Here is a 22,181-nt window from a genome sequence, read left to right as displayed (position 1 = left end):
TATGCAGATCGTAGGCCTGATCAGACGCGATAGCGTCGCCATCAGGCACACAGCCGGATGGCGCTGACGCTTATCCGGCCTACATCATGCCATCATTAAACAACGCCGACAATCCGCTGCGGCGTTCGGTTCGGGTGGCAATGGCGCCACTCAATATCCGCTCATCGGCATACAGCGACAAACGACGGCGTGCGCGGGTAACGGCGGTATAGACCAGCTCGCGAGTCACCACAGGTGAATGCTGGTTGGGTAAAATCAACGCCGCGTGGTCAAACTCAGATCCCTGCGATTTGTGCACCGTCATTGCCCAGGTGGTTTCATGTTCAGGCAAGCGGCTGGGCTGGACCGATTTGATAGAACCGCCCGGCAGCGCAAACCACACCCTCAGACCCTGCCCACGATCCAGGGCAATGCCAATATCACCGTTAAATAATCCCAGCGAACTGTCATTGCGCGCGATCATCACTGGCCTTCCCTCATACCAGCGGCTATGCGTCGAACGGTGAATTTTGCGTTTTTGCGCCATCACCTGCTCAATGCGTTCATTCAAACCACCCACGCCAAACGGACCTTCCCGCAGGGCACACAATAGCTGATACTCATTGAAGGCCTGAATGACAGCATCCGGCTCGGCGCGCTCGCGCAGTAAATCCAGATAGTGACCATAACCCGCCAGCGCTTCCTCCAGCATCGCAGCGTAATCTTCGCTGCTGTGCAGAGCGCGTTTTTCAATGTCGCCAAATCCCTGCTGGAAGACCGTTTTTATCGCGGCTTTGTCACCACGATTAATCGCCGCAGCCAACTGACCGATTCCGGAATCGCTACCGAAACGGTAGCTCTTTTGCAGCAGGCACAAACTGTCGCGCAGAGCAGCCGCCTGAGTTCCCGAACCAGCCGGAATAGTGGTTTCAGTCAGGCGACTAAGCTGGCGGGCACGCTCCGGGGTAAAACCATCACCGACGAAAGCACAGATATCCCCCAGTACCGCCCCCGCTTCAACAGAAGCGAGCTGGTCGCGATCGCCCAGAAAAATCACCCGCCCGTGTGGCGGTAGCGCATCGATAAGGCGCGACATCATCGGCAAATCGATCATCGAGGCTTCATCCACTACCAGCACGTCAAGATGCAGCGGGTTTCCTGCATGATGCCGCAAGCGTTGGCTACCAGGCTGAGCGCCTAATAATCGATGCAGCGTACTGGCATCATCGGGAATGCGTTTCTTTTGCTCATCGGTCAGCGGCAGTTCACGCAACGCCGCGCCCAGCGAGGCGGTCAGACGTGCTGCTGCTTTTCCCGTGGGCGCCGCCAGACGAATACGACAGCGTTCACCGTCCGCCATCTGAATCAACGCCGCCAGAAGCCTCGCCACCGTTGTTGTTTTTCCGGTCCCCGGTCCACCGGAGATCACCGATATACGCCGGGTGAGCGCGACAGCAGCGGCCACTTTTTGCCAGTTAACGCCTTCAACGGGCGGAAACAGCGCTGCCAGCGTGTGGGTCAGCCGTTGTTCATCCACCTCAATGGCGTAGTTAACTTCACCGAAAAAGCGCGCCACCGCGCGTTCGTTATGCCACATCCGGTTCAGATACAAACGATCGCCGTACAGCACCAGCGGTGTGGGCTGCTCGCCACGGCTTACCGCCCCGGAGGCCAGCAGGCATTCCGCCCAGTCTTCGGGCTCTCCCGCTTCAGCGAGCCAGGCGCTTAACAGAGGATGGGCGTCCTCACTTCGGGATAGACGCGAAAGCGGTAAGCAGACGTGCCCTTCTCCTGCTTCACGGCTGAGCAACGCCGCTGCCAGCGCAACGGCAGGGTTATCATTTCCAGCAACCGCCAGCGCGAACTGGGCATCCAGAGGGCGGAGCTGCTTTTGCTCAACGGCTTCCAGTAATCGTTTCTGGATTGTCATGACATTTCCTCCAGCGGCACACCGGCAAACAACTCGTCCATCAAAGCGATCAACTCTCCGTCAGGTCGGGTCGCATAAATTCCCTGCTGCGGATTTTCACGGTCAACGCCACGCAGGAAGAGATAGATAACTCCGCCAAAATGGCGTTCATAATCGTAATCAGCAATGCGATGGCGCAAGTAGCGATGCAGCGCCAGGGTATAGAGTTGATACTGCAGGTCGTAGCGATGCGCCTGCATGGCAGAGGCCATCGCCTGCTGCGTATAGGCGGAGCTGTCTTCACCCAGCCAGTTCGATTTGTAATCGAGCAGGTAATAGCGCCCCTGATGGCGGAATACCAGGTCAATAAAGCCTTTTAGCATGCCGCGCACCTGCATAAAGTCCAACGCAGGGCACCCCGCCGAGAGCGGATCGTACTGGCGAATCAACGCATCAAGTTGGTTGGCCATCAGCGGCTGCGAAATCGGCAGATAAAACTCCATCTCCACCTGTTTTTCTCGCGCGGAAAGCTGGCTCAAACTCACGCCCGTCTCGTTGAGAGGCGCCTGCAAAATGGCGTCCAGCCATTCGGTCAAAACCGGCGTCCAGTGCGCGTCATAACCGCCCAACGCCAGTTGCTCCTCGACCCAATGCGGATCCACCGGTTGCGTAAAATCGAGATTTTCAAACAGGCTATGCAAGAACGTACCCGGCGAAGCGCCGCGCGGGAACTGATGCGGTGTGAGTCCTGATTCTTCAATAACCTCACCGACGCCTGCGGCATCGATATCCAGTCGAGGGATCAGATCCTGCGCAATACCATGTCCACGCTGTTGCAGACCGGAATAACTGGTCACGCGCCAGCTATCGCCGGGCGTACGCTGCAGTATTTTTGCACTCAGTTCACTGCTAACAGACTGCGCAACCTGCCAGGGTTCGCCGTCAGGCTGCGCGGGAATCTGGCAGGCAATATCGTCGCAGCACAGCGCTTCAATCGCGCCACGCAGACCCGCGGCATCCATCGGCTCGCCTTTTTGCAACAGGCGACCAAGGGCGCTCTGATGCACATCGGTATCCCCTTTTTTATCGCCCCGACGTCGTACCAACGGCGCAACGCCAAGGCTGCAGTGCCATACCGAACGGGTTAGCGCGACATACAGCAAACGCAGGTCTTCCGCCAGACGTTCCGCTTCTGCCAGCTCAACGCTCTCCTCGGCATCGCTGAGATCCAGCACCGCTTCAAAGGAGCTGCGATCGTGGTAGAAAGCCTGATCCTGGACGCGGAAATTGGTGATAAATGGCAGCCAGACCAGCGGATATTCCAGCCCTTTCGATTTATGGATGGTGACGATTTTAACCAAATGCTTGTCGCTTTCGAGCCTGAGCTGCTGACTGGACGCATTGCTGTCGGGTTCAAGAATATGCTGGGACAACCAGCGCACCAGCGCATGCTCGCTTTCCAGCTGCGAGCCCGCTTCCTGCAACAGTTCGCTGATATGTAAAATGTCGGTCAGTCGACGTTCGCCCCCCGCCGTCGCCAGCAGGTTCTCCGCAATCTGGCGGGCAGCCATCAGCGCGCGCAGCATCGGCATCACGCCGCGTTTATGCCAGATCTGACGATAACCATCGAACTCCTCGACCACCGCATCCCAGGCATTTTCGTCGTTATTTAACGCTTCAAGATCCTGCGCATTCAGCCCCATCATTGAGGTTGCCAGCGCGCTACGCAGCGTGTTCTCACGCTCCGGCGTCATCACCGCCTGCAGCACCCACAGCAACTCCTGCGCTTCCAGCGTTTCAAATACGCTGTCACGGTTAGAGAGGTAGACGGAGGGAATGGCCAGTTGCGTCAGCGCATCTCGGACCAGCGCCGCTTCCTGACGGTTACGTACCAGTACGCTGATGTCCGACGCGCGTACCGGGCTGGAGGCTTTGCCACTGACCAGTTGCGCAGCGCCAGAATGCCCAGCCTTAAGCCAATCACGAATTTGCATGGCGCACACCTGCGCCATGTAGTTCTGATAGTCGCCTACGCCACAGCTTTCCCCTTCCATCAGCCACATACTCATGGCAGGCTGCGTTTCACCGTGTAAAACAAACTGAAGCGACTGGTTTTTTTCTGCGAATTTTACCGGGCTGAAGGGGATTTCGCGGAACATAAAGGCGTCGTCCATCTGGCTGAAAAGCGTATTCACGCTATTGACCATGCCAGGGGCCGAACGCCAGTTGGTATCAAGCGTATAGTGTGCGCTGACTTCGCTGCGCGCCTTCATATAGGTGAAGATATCCGCGCCGCGAAACGCGTAAATCGCCTGTTTTGGATCGCCAATCAGCAGAAGTGCGGTATCCGGCTGATGCTGCCAGATCCGACGAAAAATACGGTACTGCTGCGGATCGGTATCCTGGAATTCATCGATCATGGCAACCGGAAAACGGGTGCGAATAGCCGTCGCCAGCGCATCGCCGCTTTCACTGCGCAACGCTGCATCCAGACGGCTGAGCATATCGTCAAAACCCAGCTCGCCGCGGCGGCGTTTCTCCTCGGCAACCGCCGCGCGGATCTCCGCCAGCGCCCGGGTGATCACCAGATCGCGCAGGGTTAACGGTTCGCTAAGCAGTTCATCAATAGCGACGAAAAGCGGGTGCTGAGGAGTTATCCCGCCCGCTTTGGTTCGCTCTTCTAAAAAGCGCTGGGAGAATTTCTCCAACGCATCAGGCAGCTGATAGCTTTGAGTTTCTTCCTGCGCCCACGCGCTGATCTTTTCGATCCACTTACCCTGGTTAGCGCGATTAAATTTACGCCGATCGATCCCGGAGGCTTCCAGCAGACCATCCAGCTCATCAACAGAATCACGCCATTGCTGCTTGATCTGGTTAATGCGTGCAAGAATTTGTTCATGCCGGGAGGCCAGTGTTTCGTCATCGGGCGGAGGAGCCTTGATAACCGGTGCTTCCCCTTGCAGATAGCGATCGATATCTCTCAGCAGCGCCTGCGGTCCTTTCCACGTTTCAAAAACCACCTGCGCAATGTCGCGGGGCAGCGGGTAGCAGTGCCGACGCCAGAAGTCCGCGCAGGCCTGATAGCGCAGCAGCGATTCATCTTCTATCAGTTGCTGTTCGAACAGCATGCCAGACTCAAAGGCGTTAAGGCTGAGCATACGCTGACAAAAACCGTGGATGGTAAACACCGCCGCTTCATCCATCTGTCTTTCAGCCAATAACAGCCACTGAGAGGCCTGTTTTTTATCGGCAATTTCATCTAACAAACGGGCATATAGCGGGTTGTCGGTGGTTTCACGCAGGCAGGCAATTCGCAGTTCATGAATGTTGCTACGAATTCGACCGCGCAACTCTTCGGTAGCCGCCTCAGTGAAGGTGACTACCAGCAGTTCTTCGACGGTCAGAGGACGAGGAAAGGCGGCAGAGCCGCCCAGTCCAAGCAGTAAACGTAAATACAGGGCGGCGATGGTAAAGGTTTTACCGGTGCCCGCAGAGGCTTCAATCAGACGCTCGCCCGTCAGGGGCAAACGCAGTGGATCAAGGGACTCAGCGGCATCATTCATTCTTATCACTCATCAGGGGTAAGGTTTGCTGCAACGCGCTGACGGTCTGCCACACTTTCCAGCCTTCCGGGTGCACATATTCTGCTTGCCCGTTCTGACTGCCGGAAACCTGTGACAATATCGCCATGCCTTGCGGCTCAACCACCGCCTGATGGAAGAAGTCGGCAAGTTTTTGCGGCGTCAGCAGTTTAATCTGAGCCACTATTTTATCACGTGAATCGAAGCGCATATTGCCGCGATCAAAATCTTTGCTTAACTGTGAGGCTTCTGCCCCCAGCGTTTGCGGCGCCTGCAGCATTTGCGCAATAATCGCCTGCTGAATTTGCGCGAACTCTTCAGGTTTCATCGCCCGCAGCTTCGCTTCCGCCGTCGGGAAGAACGCTTTATAACGCTCCCAGAGGTAAGACGGCTGCTTATCACTGCTTTGCAGCAGGAACCCCATTCCCCACTGACGGCCAACGCTCATCGGGAAAGCAAATACGGCGTAACCTAACTGTTCTTCAGTACGCAGTTGATTGTAGAACCACGGCTGAACAATCTGCCCCAACATGGCGCTGTAGGCTGAACTGGCGTATTCATCGTATCCGGTTGGCACAAATACCGCCGCCAATGCTGAATCCGTGCTGCTGCCTGCTTTTTCAAAGATGACGGACTGCTTCTTGTCCACCACCACATCTTTGTTGCGACACCACTGTGACCCGTTCGCACCAAGCTGTTTTTGGATATCCCGCGCCATGCTCGTTGTCTGAGCTTCGCTCATATTGCCAATGACCAGGAATTCAGGTCGCGCACCGGTTTTTAAAGCGTCGCGGTAGGTCATCACCTCTTTCAGGGTGATGGAAGGCAGCAGCTGACGGCGCTCATCACGTGAAAAATAAGGCACCTGAGAAAGCATCTGCACCGGCATAATAGCCTGATCGTAGGCTTTACCCTTTTCTGCGGAATCCATCATCTGGGCATACCAGGATTTCGCCTGTTCCAGTTGTTCATCCGTTGAGGTATAGCTGAAATAGCCGCTCAGCAGCGCCTGAAAAAGCTGCGGCAAACGTTGGGTGTAGCCGTTGGCGTTAAGCATCAACCCATTGTTAGCGTTGGTAGAGAAACCAATTCCACCTACCGATGCCTGGTTACTTAACTGATCGAGCGCAATCCCCGCCAGGTAATCGTTAAGTGCGAATAAGACCTGGTTGCGGGCGCTGTCCATGGCTTTCGGGTTACGCAGGATCACGCTGACGTCAGCCTTCGGCTCGCTGGCAAAATACTGGCTCGGGGCATACACCACGCGTAAATCCGGTTCATCAACAATCAGCTCCGGATGAGCGTATTTTTTATCCGTCTTAATCAGCGTGAAATCATCCGGAATGTAGGGGTTCACCTCCGGTAACGACAGCGCAATGCCCTGTGCTTTTTGCTGCCAGTCGGCAAAGGTTTTGTCGCTGATTTTATCCACCTGGTAAGGCGCATCGACAAAATAAGCGGTTTTATTATGCGGCTCTTTCGCGCTGATATACCAGATACGTGCATTCTGCGGCGTCATCATTGCCAGACGTTGCTCAACAGCTTTCGCATCGTACTGGTCAGCAATATTCACCGCATCCAGCGTATGCTCGACGGGAACGCGGATCATGGTATCAGCCAGCCATTCCACGTAGTCCATATCACGGGTGATGGAGGGATAACGGAAATCGAGATCCAGCACATGCGCCAGCTCGTCAAAATAGCGTTTATCGACGCCTTTCTCGCGTAACAAATTGAGGTAGCTAAAGATTGCCGCGACAACTTCATCGCGATTCGCCAGCCCCTTGTCGGTTAACGTCGCGGAAATGGCTAACACGCCGCTGTTCCCGTTGACCACCGGATCGGAGTCTGCGCGAATACCTTCAACCAAGCCCTGCTTTTGCAGCCAGTCAGACAATGTGCCCGGACTACGATTGCCAATCAGGTAGGTCACCAGCTCATCGGTTTTACTGCGGAACTGCGCGCTGTTGTTATCAATACGAAACTCGACGCGCAATACTTTACGCGGCATTGCCGGAACATAGTGGATGATGATGCCCTTTTGCGCATCAGTGACGACCGGTACGGTAATTTCAGGCTTTTCGATATTTCTGTTCGGCACGCGCCCAAAGGTGTCAGCCGCTATCCGCGCCAGCTCTGGCAGCGGTTTATTGCTATAAATCACCGCCTTCATCAGGTTCGCGGAGTAGTACTTTTCATGAAATTTTTGTAACGCCTGTACCACCGGGTTGCCCGGTTTGTCACTTAATGTCTCTAGATTCCCGCCAGAGAAACGCGAGCCAGGGTGCGCCGGGTTGATAGTCTCAGCGCTCACCTGCGCCATACGCATCCCGTCTCGGGTACGCGCCAGCGTCAGCTCGGAGTTAACCGCGTTACGCTCACGGTCGGCATATTTTTTATCCAACAATGGATCGGCAATAGCATCCGCCAGGCGATCCACCGCCCCCACCAACGCGTCGTTTTCGACTTCAAGATAGAAGGCCGTACGATAAGGCGCAGTGCTGGCATTGTGGCTACCGCCGTGCATTTTCAGAAATTCAGCCAGGCTGTCCGGCTGCGGATATTTTTTCGAGCCCATCAGGCACATGTGTTCGAGATAGTGCGCCAGCCCCTGATGATCGTCCGGATCTTCCAGCGAGCCCACGGGAACTACCAGTGCAGAAAGGGATTTCACGGCCTGAGGATCGGATACCAGCAGCACAACCATGCCGTTATCAAGGCGCACGGCCTGATACTGACGGGTATCTTTATCGCTTTTACGGATGGTTTCAGCTAAAGGCTGCCAACCGGTATCTGCCTGACTTACGGGAACCCAAAGGGCGACGAACAACAGTAATGCGCTGAACCAGGTGCTGCGGGGCATTCACAAACCTCATCATTAACGTATTCACCTGTTCACTACAAACCACGCATAAATACATGGTCTGAACAGGGCAAGACTATGTGCTGAACGAGCCAGCATCTTCTCTTTGTAAGAATCAGTCCGTGACAGAATGCGCATCATAGTGGAAGCTATCGAATTGCGCAATTTTTATACAACCATCATGACTGATTGAAGCGAAAAATCGGTAACAGGTAGCGTTGAGACTGTAAAACAATAGTCTCCAGCGTATCAGCATCCAGTTGACGCCAAAGACGCTGATACCAGATATCATCACCTTCGCCACGTACTATCATGTTGCCTTCATAGGCTTGCAGAAACTTACTGCGCGCTTTTTGCAACGTTGCATCGTCATCTAACATGGCATCATTTGCGGCGTCATAACAGGTTTTTATCCATGCACCGCCGCTTTCGGGCAATACCAGCAATGGTGACGACATGCCTTCCCGATACCCCTCAATGAGTTGCGACAGATACAGCAACGCCTGTTCTGCATCCAGCGGCGGAAAACGCCATTCCCCGTCTTTACGCAGGAATAATCGGCTCTCTCCCGTACCGCCACTCGCACAATAGACAAGATGTTCCAGCCAAAGTTGCACGCCCTGCGCAATGCTGATCAAAGATGGGCGCCAGCGCAACAAACCGTCCTCTTGTACCTGCGGCAACCAACCGGTGATTTGTACGCCGTTACAGTTAAGATCGATTTCCATGCTCTGACAGGGCTGACGACAGGCGATAATACGCTCAGCCAGCGACTGCATCTCCTGACGCTGCGTATCCCACAGAATTTCGCCAAACGGCCCATAGGGTAGCGTGCCCGCCGCACGAAAACGGCGGAACAGTCGTTCAGCGTCGTTCTCTTCAACCAGTGTATTAAGCAATTGCTGATTAAGCTGATAGCGGGTTAATCCTTCAAGGGTGAAAGGCTCCGTGTCCGGGATCTCACTCTCTTCAGAGCGGAAGTTGACCCTCAGACGCATCTGGAAAAAGGCGCGTACCGGATGTGCCCAAAATCGCTGCAGTGTTTCCAGCGTTAGCGTTTCTGGCATTTCAAAAGGAAGAGGCTGCACAAAATCCGTGTGCGCTTTTCCTGACAGGCTCGCCGCAGGTAGCCATTCCCGGGCATAGCTTTGCTGTTCGCCTGGTAGATAGTTTTGCGCATCAAAGGGCATCCGGGTATGCAAACGGGTAATGTGCGCTTTTACCCTTGTCTCGCTTTGATCGCAGGTCAACAATTCGTCACCCGGCAGATAATGGCTTTGCCCAATGTAGTCCATCAGTTCTTGCACCAGCACCGACGGAAAGCGCTCGCTGTTATCCTGGATAGAGCGGCCAATGTAGCTGATGTAGAGCGTCTGCTGTGCTGAAATCAATGCTTCGAGGAACAGATAGCGGTCATCATCACGACGGCTGCGATCGCCCCGCATCGGTTTTTGACTCATTAAATCAAAGCCCAGCGGCGCAAGCTGGCGTGGATAAACGCCATCGTTCATACCCAGCAGGCACACCACTTTGAACGGAATGGAGCGCATCGGCATCAGCGTACAAATGTTAACGGGACCCGCCAGGAAGCGCTGGCTGATGCGTTCCTGATCAAGGCGCTGGGCCAGCTCATCACGTAACAGAGAGAGCGGTATAGCATCGCCGTACTCGGCCCCTAAACCTTCGGTGATAATAGCCTGCCACTGCTGTTCAATCAGCGTCATCGCCGCTTCGGTATCCGCGTCCGGCAGGAAGAAATCATTGAGCATTTCCCGACAAACAGGTAGCCACTCTTCCAGCGGTCGTTCCTGCGCTAATCCTCTACGCCAGAGATTAAGCTGCATCAGCAACGAGGCCAGATGCCCTACCAGCTCGGCAATCAAACCGCTGGACTCATCGTAAGGCAATACCGATTGCCACTCGCCCTGCGCGCTTTCCATCGCGTAGCCGAGCAGCATACGCGTTAAACCAAATTGCCAGGTATGCTGACCTGTAGGCGGAAGTTCCAGTTCACGCACGTTATCGTCGTCAATTCCCCAACGAATCCCGGATTCATTGACCCATAAGCGAAGATAGCGCAACCCTTCTTCATCAATGTTGAAACGCGCCGCCAGCACGGGGACATCCAGTAACGCCAGGACATCCTCTGAGACAAAACGGCTATCCGGTAGAGACAGCAGACTAATAAAAGCCTGTAAGACGGGATGAGACTGGCGTGCCCGACGGTCGGAAATCGCATAAGGTAAGTAACGCTCGGCTGGTGCACTGCCAAAGACCGACTGAATGAATGGGCTGTAGCTATCGATGTCCGCCACCATCACGATAATATCGCGCGGCGTCAGCGTTGGGTCCGCTTCCAGCATGGCCAACAGCCGATCATGCAGAATTTCCACCTCGCGCTGCGGGCTATGGCAGACATGGAAAGTCACGCTGGTATCGTTCAGATCAAGCCGGCGTTTATTGTCACTACGGGAATATTCTTCCAGCGTGACGCCCGCCACGGCATGACTTTCGAGTTCCAGAATATCCGATTGAATATTATGCAAAAGGTTGTCAGGCGTAATGTCGACAAACGCATCCAGTTCCTGACTATTTTCCAGCTCCGAAAGCAAATAAATGTAATCACGCCCCAGCTTGCCCCACGAGGCCAGCATCGGGTTGCCCACATCCTGTTCCCCATCGCTGTTAAATAATCCTTCGGCTTTCTGGTTATCACGAAATAGCGGCAGGTGCCGTTCTTCAAAGCTGTGCCGACGCTGACGCGCCATAAGCTTCGCCAGCCAGGCAGGATCTTTAATATCTCCCCAGTAGTAGCGACAAGGGTTGGTAAACAGCAGATGAATATCGATGTGCTTACCCAGCGCTTGCAATGCCTGCAAATAAACTGGCGGCAGCGCCGAAATGCCGCAAATAAAGACGCGAGAAGGCAGTCCCTGCGGGCACTCGGACGCGTTTTCCAACGTCTGAATAAATCGTTGGTATAAATTGGCACGATGCCAACGCGGCTGGCCCAACTCCGCGGTGTATTCCACCAGCGCTTTCCACAACGGTGCCTGCCAGGCCTGAGACTCGCCGAGTCCATCAACCAGTCGCCCCGCTTCCCACTGGGTCAACCAGTCAGGGCGGTAGACTAAATACTGGTCGAAAAGGTCAGCCGCGCGCGAGGAAAGCTGAAAAAGCTTACGTTTATCGGTGTCGTCCGTCAGATAGTGGCGCAGCAATGCAAAGTCATCGCCATCCAGTAATTGCGGCAACAGCGTCATCAACTTCCAGCTCATGCTCTGTTTGCTGAACGCGCTCTCTTTCGGGATATCCGGCAGCACGCGCACAAACATATCCCAGATAAAACTCGCGGGCAGCGGAAAATCGATATTGGCGGCAATACTAAACTTCTGTGCAAGAGTCATTTGTAACCACTGCGCCATACCGGTACTTTGAACCAGGATCATCTCAGGCTCAAAGGGGTCGTCCAGCCGCTCGCGCTCAACGATAAACTCCATTAACGCTTCCAGCACATCCAGACGGTTGGAGTGGTAGACCCTTAACATAGCGACTCCTGACTACTGACGATTCGGGCAATGCAGACGCGTCATCTGACCCTGCCTGCCGAGGGGTGAAGAAATTATGACGTTGATGCTGACACATCCCGCTCTCGTTGTCTGCATTCGGTTAACCTGCCAGTTCACAGGCGATGAAAACTGGTACAGCTGGCTTTGCTGCCAGGCGTGACGCCAGAGTTGTTGATACTGGTTTCTGATAATAAAGCTGTTCATTAGCACCCGCTGGTATCCTGACAACGCGGTCACAATCATGATCATCAGTACCATTGCCAGCATAACTTCCGGCAGACTAAAGCCACGCTGACTGTTCAGGGGATCTGGCATAACGTCTGCTCCTTAAGCGGACAAAAATCGCTCCAGCCATGCGCCGAGAATTCTATGTTGCCATCAATAACCGCCCCCTGACGCCATAAAAATACTCCTTCATAGTGGGCGATTAGCAGCACGAAATTATTGGTAAGCAGGCGCAGGCAAACCGCGGCATTCTGCGTGGGATCGCGCCGACACTGTACGACGGGTTGTAAGCGCCAGGGTTGTATACGCCCCCATTCCATCGCGGATTGCACTACCGCCTGACGCTGCAGCGCCTGACTTTGTGTGGCCACACGCGCAGCAAAACTAGCCTCCTGTCTGCTAACGCCTTGCAGCAGCAGACTACCGAGCACCAGCAGCAACAGGACCATTGCCAGAGAGGATACGCCTCGCTCACGGTTCACAGGTTGAATCCCGTAACGCTGTAGACCGCTTCAACAACTTTTTGTGGTTCGTCATTGCTCACTCCACGCAAACGCAGCGTAAGAAGCGGGGAATATCCGCTAAAATTCAGCCGTTCAACCTGGAATGCCTGAATCAGGATGGTAGTCTGATCGGTCATTTTCTCCCATCCTTTTCCAGTGCAGCCGGTGGCTCCACGCAGGGTTTCCAATACCTTATCCTGTAAACGAAACCCGATAGCATCAGCCTCTTTCGCGGAACTGCTCTCCCAAACGCCGTTGCCGTTGGCATCCCAGCGTGCAATGACACAGTCCCCCTTAGCCGATATCACAAGTCCCTCTCCGACACAGTTTCCCCGGCAATATCCCGCCCGTTGAAGATGCTTCGCCACGGTGTAGGCCCGCTGCCATATTTCATCTTCCAGCGCTAACTGGCGCGTGTTACGCAGAATCTCTCGCTGTAGCGCCGGTAAAAATCGTGCTGAGCTAAGTAATAAAATACTGCTAATCGCCATGGCAATGAGCACCTCCAGCAGTGAAAATCCCCGTTCGTTTACTGACATAATTTGGCCTCATCGCGCTCACAAAGCCTGATTCGCCCCCAGCCAGACACCACCACGCGCCATTCCCCTGCCGCATTTTTCAGGCGTATATGTCCGGCCCATGCCGTATTGCGCAGTCCAAAAAAAGCCAGTGAAGGCGTGATATCTGCCATTTCGACATCAGCCCAGAGTGGCGCAAATATCAACGGTGAAACAGGCTGACACGAAGCTTGTGATGTCGCTGAGCTTGCCAGACACCATGTCCCCCCTTCGCGGAGCACGTTGATGACGTGATCACGATTGCGCCAGTTAGCATCTTCACGCAGTTGCAGCAGATAGTCCCGCACCTGGCAGGCGGTCTGCCACAGCCGCTGTTGATGCTGCCAGCGCTGCCAACCATACAGCCCAGATGCACCAAGCGCCGCGACGATCAGCATCGCAATCAGGGTTTCGAGAAGCGTGTAACCTTGTTGTTTTTTCATGTCGCCAGTATGGCGTGAGGAAAATGAATAACGAGCGGGAAATTCGGTTTCTACGGCGAGCTACGGGAAATATTCGTCGCGTTGCAGACCGTTGCACTATTTCAGGAATGTTGGCCGAATAACGTGATTTTAGACAAAAAAAACCGACGCTCACGGGCGTCGGTTGTGTCAGCATGAAGCTGGTTAGATAGCCACCGGCGCTTTAATACCCGGGTGCGGATCGTAGCCTTCAATTTCGAAGTCTTCGAAGCGATAGTCAAAGATAGATTCAGGCTTACGTTTGATAACCAGTTTCGGCAACGCGCGAGGTTCACGGCTAAGCTGCAGATGCGTTTGATCCATATGATTGCTGTACAGGTGCGTGTCGCCACCGGTCCAGACAAAATCACCCACTTCCAGATCACACTGCTGCGCCATCATGTGTACCAGCAAAGCGTAGCTGGCAATGTTAAACGGCAGGCCGAGGAACACATCGCACGAACGCTGATACAGCTGACAGGAGAGCTTGCCATCCGCGACGTAAAACTGGAAGAACGCATGGCACGGTGCCAGCGCCATTTTATCCAGCTCACCGACGTTCCATGCAGAAACGATAATGCGGCGAGAGTCCGGGTCATTTTTAAGCTGGTTTAACACGGTGGTGATCTGGTCAATATGGCGACCATCTGGCGTAGGCCACGCGCGCCACTGTTTACCATAAACCGGGCCTAAATTACCGTTTTCATCCGCCCATTCGTCCCAGATTGAGACGTTGTTTTCATGCAGGTAGGCAACGTTAGTGTCGCCCTGCAAAAACCACAGCAGCTCATGAATGATCGAGCGTAAATGGCAGCGTTTCGTCGTAACCAGCGGGAACCCTTCCTGCAGATTAAAACGCATCTGATGACCAAAAATGGAAAGCGTTCCGGTTCCGGTACGGTCGTTTTTCTGTGTGCCTTCATCCAGCACTTTTTGCATCAGTTCTAAATACTGTTTCATGGTTCCTCAGGAAACGTGTTGCTGTGGGCTGCGGCGGTACGCCCAAACCATCATAATAATGCCTGCGACAATCATCGGGATAGAGAGGATCTGCCCCATGCTGATGTACTGTACCCAGGTGCCAGTAAACTGCGCATCCGGCTGGCGGAAGAATTCAACGATAATACGAAACGCGCCATAACCAATCAGGAACAGACCGGATACCGAGCCCATTGGACGCGGCTTACGAATGTACAGGTTGAGAATGATAAACAGCACAACACCCTCGAGCGCCATCTCATAAAGCTGTGAGGCGTGGCGCGGCAGCGAGCCGTAGGTATCAAAAATAGACTGCCATTGCGGGTTAGTTTGCAGTAGTAAAATATCTTCGGTACGGGAGCCCGGGAACAGCATGGCGTACTTGAAGTTCGGGTCAACGCGTCCCCACAGCTCACCATTGATAAAGTTACCCAGACGCCCTGCACCCAGACCAAACGGAATCAGCGGGGCAATGAAATCAGAAACCTGGAAGAACGAACGTTTGGTGCGTTTGGCGAAGATAATCATCACCAGGATCACACCGATAAGTCCACCGTGGAAGGACATACCGCCGTCCCAGACGCGGAACAGATACAGGGGATTATCGAGGAATAACTCGAAGTTATAGAACAGTACGTAACCAATACGCCCACCGAGGAAAACCCCGAGGAAGCCCGCATACAGTAAGTTTTCTACTTCATTTTTGGTCCAGCCACTGCCCGGGCGATTAGCGCGGCGCGTCGCCAGCCACATCGCAAAAATAAACCCCACCAAATACATTAAGCCGTACCAGTGAAGCGCGACGGGTCCGATTGAGAAAATGACCGGATCGAAATCCGGAAAATGCAGATAGCTACTGGTCATCTGTCACCACAAGTTCTTGTTATTTCGCTGAAGTCAGACAGCAATTGATAAGCGCGCCTGCATAATGCAGGCGCTCCAAAGGTGCGAATGATAGCACAAGGGGTTAGAAGCGGATGCCGGGAAGATGTAAAAGATCTGTATAAGTAATCTTTACCCCGTAATGCCTGATGACGCTACGCTTATCAGGCCTACAATCCCCCGCGAATCAATCCCCCCATGCCGCGGCGCTCCATAAAGGCCGCTACCTGATGGCGTACCTCAGCCGCCATCTGCGCTTCCAGGCTGCGCTGCGCCAGCGTTTGCGCCTCATCAAAATCGATATGACGCAGCAGATATTTAACGCGAGCGACAGAACGACCGTTCATCGACAAATGACGGAAACCCAGGCCGATCAGAATAGCCACGCACATCGGGTCGCCCGCCATTTCACCGCACAGGCGTAAATCGATACCGCTTCTTTCGGCTTCCTGCGCAATCATCGCCAGCGCACGTAACATCCCCGGATGCAGACTGTCATAAATGCTGGCTACCCGTGTGTTGTTACGATCGACGGCCAGTATGTACTGGGTAAGATCGTTGGTTCCGACCGAGATAAAGTCAATCCGGTTTGTCAGATGCGGCAGCATGAACACCATCGACGGAACTTCCAGCATGATGCCAATGCGCGGTTTCGGGATCTCGTAACCGATCATCTCCTCCACTTCGCGTCCGGCGCGTTCAATCAAACGTCGCGCTTCGTCCACTTCATCAATGCTGGTTACCATCGGCAGCAAAATGCTGAGGTTACCGGTTGCCGCGTTGGCACGCAGCATGGCGCGAACCTGGATCAAAAAGATCTCTGGTTGATCGAGCGTTATGCGGATCCCCCGCCAGCCAAGGCACGGGTTCTCTTCACTGATCGGCATGTAGGGCAGCTGTTTATCGGCACCGACATCCAGCGTACGTAGGGTCACCGGCTTGTCGTTAAACATTTGCAGCATGCCCTGATACTGCGCAACCTGTTCTTCTTCCGAAGGAAAGCCGCTTTGCAGCATGAACGGGATTTCGGTGCGATACAGGCCAATACCGTCGATCCTGCTACCCAGCTTTTCTTCATGTTCCGGGCTGAGACCCGCATTGAGCATCACCTTCACGCGCTCGCCGCTTTTCAACTGTGCTGGCTGGTTGACGTCGTCTTCCGCCAGGCGGCTCAGCTCAATTTCTTCACTGATAAGACGCTGGTATTCCTGAATCAATACCGGTTCCGGATCGACCAGCAGTTCACCGCGATAACCGTCCACCACCAGCGTGCGGCGATGCAGCACCGACGGCTGGATATCGGCCCCCATAACGGTAGGGATACCCAGCGCACGAACCATAATTGCCGCATGAGAGTTGGCTGCGCCGTCCCGGACAACCACGCCGACTAACCGGTCCTGAGGAAGCTCCGCCAGCGTGGTCGCCGAAAGTTCATCCGCCACCAGCACGAAGCGTTCCGGCCAGGCATTCGGCCCCTGGATAGAGTCGTCAAGGTGGAACAGCAGACGCTGGCCGAGCGCGCGTAAATCTCCGGCCCGCTCTTTGAGGTAGTTATCGCTAAGCGCGGCAAATTGTTCGGCAAACTTTTCGATGATCGTTTTAACCGCCCACTCGGCCACCGAACCGTTATCCACTTCCGCAAACAGCTCGCGGCGCAGACGGGTATCGGAAAGCAAGTGCGAGTAAAGATCAAAGATCGCCGCCGTTTCTTTCTGCGCCCCAGCGGTAAAACGCTTGCTGTAGCGGCGGAATTCGTTCGCCGCCTCTTCCAACGCACCGGTCAGTCGCTCGCGCTCAAGCACCGGATCCAGCGTTGAAGCCTGATAGACCTGCTCCATCAGCGGTAGCGTCGCATCCTGCCAGCCTTCAGCTATTGCCACGCCGGGGGCGGCAGGCAATGCACGGATGCGCGTTTGCCGGTATTGACCGAACAGCGCGTTTAGCTGCGACTGCGAAAGTATGGCCGCCATTTGTGTGGCAAGCGTGACGAGGAAAGACTCTTCACTTTCATCGTACTGACGCAGTTCACGCTGCTGCACCACCAGTACACCTAAAAGCTGGCGACGCTGAATGATCGGTACGCCTAAGAATGCACGAAAACGCTCTTCTTTTACCGAAGGAATGTATTTAAAGCTGGGATGTTTTTGCGCATCGGCGAGGTTGATAGGTTCCGCCAGCCTGCCAACCAGGCCAACGATACCTTCATCAAACGCGAGTGCGACAGTGCGACCACGTGGTTTTTTCAGTCCCCGGGTCGCCATGAGGTAATAACAACGTCGATCGTGATCGGCCAGATAAACCGAACAGACCTCTGTATCCATCGCAAGACAGATGTCGGTAACCAGTATATTCAGCGCTTCATTCAGACGCGGAGCACTGGCCACCTTTTCGACTATTTCGCGCAGGCGGGTGAGCATAATTTGCGTAGCTTAACCTCTTTTACGTCTGTACGCAGGTGTGCTTTGCGGCTTAGGAGTGCTCTCCTGAAGCGCCATGACAACACTTGCGAATTCTTTCATCACCCTGCGATAGACATCGCGTTTAAATGACACCACCTGTCGAACCGGATACCAGTAACTCACCCAGCGCCAGCCGTCGAACTCAGGTGTACTGCTGGTTTGCATATTGATTTCAGCATCGCTGCTGACCAATTGCAGAAGAAACCATTTTTGTTTCTGGCCGATACAAACCGGCTTCGTGTCCCAACGCACCAAACGTTTCGGTAACTTGTAACGCAACCAGTTACGAGTAGAAGCAAGGATCCGTACATCTTTACGACTGAGACCCACTTCTTCAAAGAGTTCCCGGTACATCGCCTGCTCTGCTGTCTCTCCTGCGTTGATCCCACCTTGTGGAAATTGCCAGGAGTGCTGACCAAATCGCCGGGCCCACATGACCTGCCCCTGGCGGTTACAAATTACTATCCCTACATTCGGGCGGTAGCCATCGTCATCAATCACCGGACTACCTCAACATAAACCTTATATACAAACGATTGTTTCACACTCCTGAGGGGCGGTAAACCACTCTGTTAAGGGTGCGATATTCTAATAACAATTGAATAACTCACAGTTAAAGGCCGAGTTATAAACAGAAGAAGGGCAAGCAAGGCGATTTTATTCACCTTTTCTGTGGATATAGTTGTGAAGAAGTACGGAATTACTATGGGAAAACCCAGAACAGCCCGAATAAGACATTCGTCACAGAGTAAAAATAGTCTTATACATTCATAAAGTTAAAACTGATCCACGCAGATAAACACACAGAAATGTGATGTACATCACTCATACGATCTTCACGCTGATGAAAGATCGACCAGCGTCGGTTTTATCCACAGATTATGCCAATAAGTTAGGCACAATTTGTGTGAAAATTCGATTTTCGTCGCACGTCAAGGCTGTAAATTGAAACAGTAGTGGGGGTTTTTCACAGTTATCCCATCTTTCTGTGGATAACATGGTGTAAGATCCTGTTCATTGTCAGTGACCAGAATTGGAAAACCCGCTTCGCTGTTGCGCAACTCTGCAAACGTGAATCTAAAAACCAATATAAATCATATAATTGAATAAAGCATGTGGAAAAAGATAAACTCTGTCCACACGGTATAAAATCATTGCTTATTTTTTCACCTAAGGGTTAACCCGATGCCAGAACTCCGTCCGTTGCTTTCTCCCCCTGAATCTGAAGCCCAGTTGCTGAGCCAGGCACGACAGCTTTCGGGCTACGCGTTAGGAGAATTAGCGGCAATGGCGGGAATCGTTACGCCGAAGGATCTTAAGCGCGATAAAGGCTGGATTGGCGTGCTACTGGAAATCTGGCTCGGTGCCAGCGCGGGCAGTAAACCAGAGCAGGATTTTGCGGCGCTGGGCGTGGAGCTGAAAACGATCCCTGTGGACAGTCTTGGCAGACCGCTGGAAACCACCTTTGTGTGCGTGGCACCGTTAACCGGCAATACCGGCGTCACCTGGGAAACCAGCCATGTACGGCACAAACTCAAACGCGTTCTGTGGATCCCGGTAGAAGGCGAACGCAGCATCCCGCTGGCTGAGCGCCGCGTCGGCTCTCCCCTGCTGTGGAGCCCGAATGAAGAAGAGGACCAGCAATTGCGTCTGGACTGGGAAGAATTAATGGACATGATTGTGTTAGGTCATGTCGAACGCATCACCGCTCGCCATGGGGAAGTACTGCAACTGCGTCCTAAAGCCGCTAACGCCCGCGCGCTTACCGAGGCCATTGGTGCCAACGGCGAGCCCATCCTGACCCTGCCACGCGGCTTTTACCTGAAAAAGAACTTCACCCGCGCATTGCTTGAGCGACATTTCTTGTTCCAGGCGCAATAGGCACCGCCCGGCCTTTCACCCGCCGCGTTACGAGCCTATAATTACCGCTTCTTTTTTTTGGCAGGACTTTGTTCGATGTTATTTGCATGGATAACCGATCCTAACGCCTGGCTTGCGCTCGGTACGCTGACGCTGCTGGAGATCGTTCTTGGGATCGACAATATTATTTTCCTTTCTCTGGTTGTAGCCAAACTCCCGACAGCGCAACGCAATCATGCCCGACGTATTGGGCTGGCGGCGGCGATGATCATGCGTCTGGCACTGCTGGCTTCTATCGCCTGGGTAACGCGCCTGACAAACCCGCTATTCGAGTTGTTTGGCGAGGCGATATCAGCACGCGACCTGATCCTTCTGCTGGGGGGATTGTTCCTGATCTGGAAAGCCAGCAAGGAGATCCACGAATCCATTGAAGGTGAGGAAGAGGGGTTAAAAACCCGCGTATCTTCTTTCCTGGGTGCAATTGTGCAGATCATGTTGTTAGACATTATCTTCAGCCTGGATTCCGTGATTACTGCGGTTGGTTTGTCCGATCATCTGTTTATCATGATGGCGGCAGTAGTGATTGCCGTAGGTGTGATGATGTTTGCTGCTCGCCCAATTGGTGAGTTTGTCGATCGCCACCCTTCAGTAAAAATGCTGGCGCTCTCGTTTCTGATTCTGGTCGGTTTTACGCTGATTCTGGAAAGTTTCGACGTCCACGTTCCGAAAGGATATATCTATTTCGCCATGTTCTTCTCTATCGCGGTAGAGACCCTGAACCTGTGGCGTAATAAAAAAAATCCGCTCTGATGAAATCCATCGCTCCCTGCAAGGGGAGCGAATGCCCACCACACCTACCCCTTCTCACAGTTTAAGATTTTACTGCTTTCACCCTGCACAACTTCGCGTTATTACTAAACTATTGTCAGACGCAGGCCATGTGAGGATAAGCAGATGAAAAAATGGGCAGTTTTGATTTCCGCCGTAGGACTGGCTTTTGCCGTTTCCGGATGCAGCAGCGATTATGTAATGGCGACAAAAGATGGTCGAATGATCCTGACCGATGGAAAACCAGAAATTGACGATGATACCGGTCTGGTGAGCTATCACGACCAGCAGGGCAATGCGATGCAGATTAACCGCGATGATGTGTCCCAAATCATTGAACGCTGATGGTTGAGGTCAGCAGCGCGCTGGCCTTAACAATTTTACTTCCCTTTTTCGCTTCCCTCAGCCATTTTTATAATCCTTATGTCGTGATTATAAAAAGGAAACGGCTATGCAATATCACCGTATACCCCACAGCTCGCTGGAAGTCAGTACACTGGGGCTGGGCACAATGACGTTTGGTGAACAAAACAGCGAAGCCGACGCACATGCACAGCTCGATTATGCCGTAGCACAGGGCATTAATTTGATCGACGTTGCCGAGATGTATCCGGTACCGCCGCGTCCTGAAACCCAGGGTCTCACCGAAACCTACGTAGGTAACTGGCTCGCCAAACACGGCAGCCGTGAAAAGCTGATCGTCGCTTCTAAGGTCAGTGGACCATCACGCAACAACGACAGCGGCATCCGCCCGAATCAGGCGCTGGATCGTAAAAATATCCGTGAAGCGCTGCACGACAGCCTGAAAAGACTGCAAACCGATTACCTGGATCTGTATCAGGTTCACTGGCCGCAGCGCCCGACCAACTGCTTTGGTAAGTTAGGCTACAGCTGGACAGACTCCGCGCCGGTCGTTTCCCTGCTGGATACGCTGGACGCATTGGCAGAGTTTCAGCGCGCCGGGAAAATTCGCTACATCGGCGTTTCTAATGAAACCGCTTTTGGCGTGATGCGCTATCTGCACCTGGCGGACAAACACGATCTGCCACGCATCGCCACCATCCAGAACCCCTACAGCCTGCTGAACCGCAGCTTTGAGGTTGGACTGGCAGAAGTGAGCCAGTATGAAGGCGTTGAGCTGCTGGCATACTCTTGCCTGGGCTTCGGTACATTAACCGGGAAATACCTGAACGGCGCGAAACCTACCGGTGCACGCAATACGCTGTTTAGCCGTTTCACGCGCTACAGCGGCGAGCAGACGCAGAAAGCCGTTGCGGCCTATGTGGATATCGCGAAACGCCATAATCTGGATCCTGCGCAAATGGCGCTGGCATTCGTGCGTCGTCAGCCGTTTGTCGCCAGCACTTTGCTGGGCGCCACGACCATGGAGCAGCTAAAAACCAACGTTGAAAGTCTGCATCTGGAGTTGAGCGAGGAAGTGCTGGCAGAGATTGAAGCGGTGCATCAGGTGTATACCTATCCTGCACCTTAACAGTTAGCGCCTGATGGCGCTGCGCTTATCAGGCC

General features: G+C 53.8%; 16 protein-coding genes. 4 read left to right on the top strand and 12 right to left on the bottom strand.

Features of this window, described 5'->3' with window-relative positions:
• Window positions 1-79 precede the first annotated feature (79 nt).
• From recD to rppH, 12 genes are all read right to left on the bottom strand, one after another.
• The gene (recD, locus tag OGV57_RS10805) at window positions 80-1,909 is read right to left on the bottom strand and encodes an exodeoxyribonuclease V subunit alpha (RefSeq protein ID WP_003034009.1); all 1,830 of its coding nucleotides are present in this window, start codon (window positions 1,907-1,909) and stop codon (window positions 80-82) included.
• Complete coding sequence (recB, locus tag OGV57_RS10800; RefSeq protein WP_054528742.1) at window positions 1,906-5,451, bottom strand: exodeoxyribonuclease V subunit beta; 3,546 nt, start codon at window positions 5,449-5,451, stop codon at window positions 1,906-1,908. The genes recD and recB overlap by 4 nt, the downstream gene beginning before the upstream one ends.
• Window positions 5,444-8,332 (bottom strand): pitrilysin, encoded by a 2,889-nt coding sequence (gene ptrA / locus OGV57_RS10795; RefSeq protein ID WP_003034003.1) that lies wholly within the window; start codon window positions 8,330-8,332, stop codon window positions 5,444-5,446. The genes recB and ptrA overlap by 8 nt, the downstream gene beginning before the upstream one ends.
• A 179-nt stretch (window positions 8,333-8,511) precedes the next feature.
• Window positions 8,512-11,880 (bottom strand): exodeoxyribonuclease V subunit gamma, encoded by a 3,369-nt coding sequence (recC, locus tag OGV57_RS10790; RefSeq protein ID WP_054528743.1) that lies wholly within the window; start codon window positions 11,878-11,880, stop codon window positions 8,512-8,514.
• Window positions 11,881-11,892: 12 nt separating this feature from the next.
• Window positions 11,893-12,216, bottom strand: coding sequence for a prepilin-type N-terminal cleavage/methylation domain-containing protein (locus tag OGV57_RS10785; RefSeq protein WP_003846470.1), 324 nt, complete (start codon window positions 12,214-12,216; stop codon window positions 11,893-11,895).
• Window positions 12,201-12,608 carry a DUF2509 family protein gene (locus OGV57_RS10780; protein WP_044699765.1) on the bottom strand — a complete coding sequence of 136 codons (408 nt, stop codon included), beginning with the start codon at window positions 12,606-12,608 and terminating at the stop codon, window positions 12,201-12,203. The genes OGV57_RS10785 and OGV57_RS10780 overlap by 16 nt, the downstream gene beginning before the upstream one ends.
• Window positions 12,605-13,168, bottom strand: coding sequence for a prepilin peptidase-dependent protein (locus OGV57_RS10775; protein ID WP_054528744.1), 564 nt, complete (start codon window positions 13,166-13,168; stop codon window positions 12,605-12,607). The genes OGV57_RS10780 and OGV57_RS10775 overlap by 4 nt, the downstream gene beginning before the upstream one ends.
• The gene (locus OGV57_RS10770) at window positions 13,159-13,629 is read right to left on the bottom strand and encodes a prepilin peptidase-dependent protein (protein ID WP_054528745.1); all 471 of its coding nucleotides are present in this window, start codon (window positions 13,627-13,629) and stop codon (window positions 13,159-13,161) included. The genes OGV57_RS10775 and OGV57_RS10770 overlap by 10 nt, the downstream gene beginning before the upstream one ends.
• Window positions 13,630-13,812: 183 nt before the next feature.
• Entirely contained in the window at window positions 13,813-14,607 is a 795-nt protein-coding gene (thyA, locus tag OGV57_RS10765; RefSeq protein WP_003033990.1) for a thymidylate synthase, read from the bottom strand.
• A 6-nt stretch (window positions 14,608-14,613) separates the two neighbouring features.
• Entirely contained in the window at window positions 14,614-15,489 is an 876-nt protein-coding gene (gene lgt, locus OGV57_RS10760) for a prolipoprotein diacylglyceryl transferase (RefSeq protein WP_003846461.1), read from the bottom strand.
• Window positions 15,490-15,677: 188 nt separating this feature from the next.
• Entirely contained in the window at window positions 15,678-17,924 is a 2,247-nt protein-coding gene (gene ptsP, locus OGV57_RS10755; protein WP_003033984.1) for a phosphoenolpyruvate--protein phosphotransferase, read from the bottom strand.
• Between the two features lie 12 nt (window positions 17,925-17,936).
• Entirely contained in the window at window positions 17,937-18,467 is a 531-nt protein-coding gene (gene rppH, locus OGV57_RS10750; protein ID WP_003033982.1) for an RNA pyrophosphohydrolase, read from the bottom strand.
• Between the two features lie 684 nt (window positions 18,468-19,151).
• On the opposite strand from rppH, the gene mutH reads away from it, so the two are divergent.
• The 4 genes from mutH (at window position 19,152) to OGV57_RS10730 (ending at window position 22,146) form a co-directional block, all read left to right on the top strand.
• Window positions 19,152-19,847, top strand: coding sequence for a DNA mismatch repair endonuclease MutH (gene mutH, locus OGV57_RS10745; protein WP_003840955.1), 696 nt, complete (start codon window positions 19,152-19,154; stop codon window positions 19,845-19,847).
• A gap of 75 nt (window positions 19,848-19,922) precedes the next feature.
• The gene (locus OGV57_RS10740; RefSeq protein WP_003033961.1) at window positions 19,923-20,636 is read left to right on the top strand and encodes a TerC family protein; all 714 of its coding nucleotides are present in this window, start codon (window positions 19,923-19,925) and stop codon (window positions 20,634-20,636) included.
• A 144-nt stretch (window positions 20,637-20,780) separates the two neighbouring features.
• A complete protein-coding gene (gene ygdR / locus OGV57_RS10735; protein WP_000758660.1) occupies window positions 20,781-20,999 on the top strand; it encodes a lipoprotein YgdR in 219 nt (72 codons plus the stop codon).
• Between the two features lie 106 nt (window positions 21,000-21,105).
• Window positions 21,106-22,146: an NADP(H)-dependent aldo-keto reductase gene (locus OGV57_RS10730; protein ID WP_054528746.1), complete on the top strand. Its 1,041-nt coding sequence runs from the start codon at window positions 21,106-21,108 to the stop codon at window positions 22,144-22,146.
• Window positions 22,147-22,181 lie beyond the last annotated feature (35 nt).

Origin of the sequence: Citrobacter sp. Cf087 (genome assembly GCF_030334285.1) — a bacterium.
GTDB lineage: Bacteria > Pseudomonadota > Gammaproteobacteria > Enterobacterales > Enterobacteriaceae > Citrobacter > Citrobacter freundii.
This window is presented reverse-complemented; position numbering and strand designations above follow the sequence as displayed.

What these genes read in the sequence shown, in the direction of transcription:
- recD (WP_003034009.1), bottom strand. Translation starts at nt 1,909, where the DNA reads ATGACAATCCAGAAACGATTACTGGAAGCCGTTGAGCAAAAGCAGCTC.
- recB (WP_054528742.1), bottom strand. Translation starts at nt 5,451, where the DNA reads ATGAATGATGCCGCTGAGTCCCTTGATCCACTGCGTTTGCCCCTGACG.
- ptrA (WP_003034003.1), bottom strand. Translation starts at nt 8,332, where the DNA reads ATGCCCCGCAGCACCTGGTTCAGCGCATTACTGTTGTTCGTCGCCCTT.
- recC (WP_054528743.1), bottom strand. Translation starts at nt 11,880, where the DNA reads ATGTTAAGGGTCTACCACTCCAACCGTCTGGATGTGCTGGAAGCGTTA.
- OGV57_RS10785 (WP_003846470.1), bottom strand. Translation starts at nt 12,216, where the DNA reads ATGCCAGATCCCCTGAACAGTCAGCGTGGCTTTAGTCTGCCGGAAGTT.
- OGV57_RS10775 (WP_054528744.1), bottom strand. Translation starts at nt 13,168, where the DNA reads ATGTCAGTAAACGAACGGGGATTTTCACTGCTGGAGGTGCTCATTGCC.
- OGV57_RS10770 (WP_054528745.1), bottom strand. Translation starts at nt 13,629, where the DNA reads ATGAAAAAACAACAAGGTTACACGCTTCTCGAAACCCTGATTGCGATG.
- thyA (WP_003033990.1), bottom strand. Translation starts at nt 14,607, where the DNA reads ATGAAACAGTATTTAGAACTGATGCAAAAAGTGCTGGATGAAGGCACA.
- lgt (WP_003846461.1), bottom strand. Translation starts at nt 15,489, where the DNA reads ATGACCAGTAGCTATCTGCATTTTCCGGATTTCGATCCGGTCATTTTC.
- ptsP (WP_003033984.1), bottom strand. Translation starts at nt 17,924, where the DNA reads ATGCTCACCCGCCTGCGCGAAATAGTCGAAAAGGTGGCCAGTGCTCCG.
- mutH (WP_003840955.1), top strand. Translation starts at nt 19,152, where the DNA reads ATGCCAGAACTCCGTCCGTTGCTTTCTCCCCCTGAATCTGAAGCCCAG.
- OGV57_RS10740 (WP_003033961.1), top strand. Translation starts at nt 19,923, where the DNA reads ATGTTATTTGCATGGATAACCGATCCTAACGCCTGGCTTGCGCTCGGT.
- ygdR (WP_000758660.1), top strand. Translation starts at nt 20,781, where the DNA reads ATGAAAAAATGGGCAGTTTTGATTTCCGCCGTAGGACTGGCTTTTGCC.
- OGV57_RS10730 (WP_054528746.1), top strand. Translation starts at nt 21,106, where the DNA reads ATGCAATATCACCGTATACCCCACAGCTCGCTGGAAGTCAGTACACTG.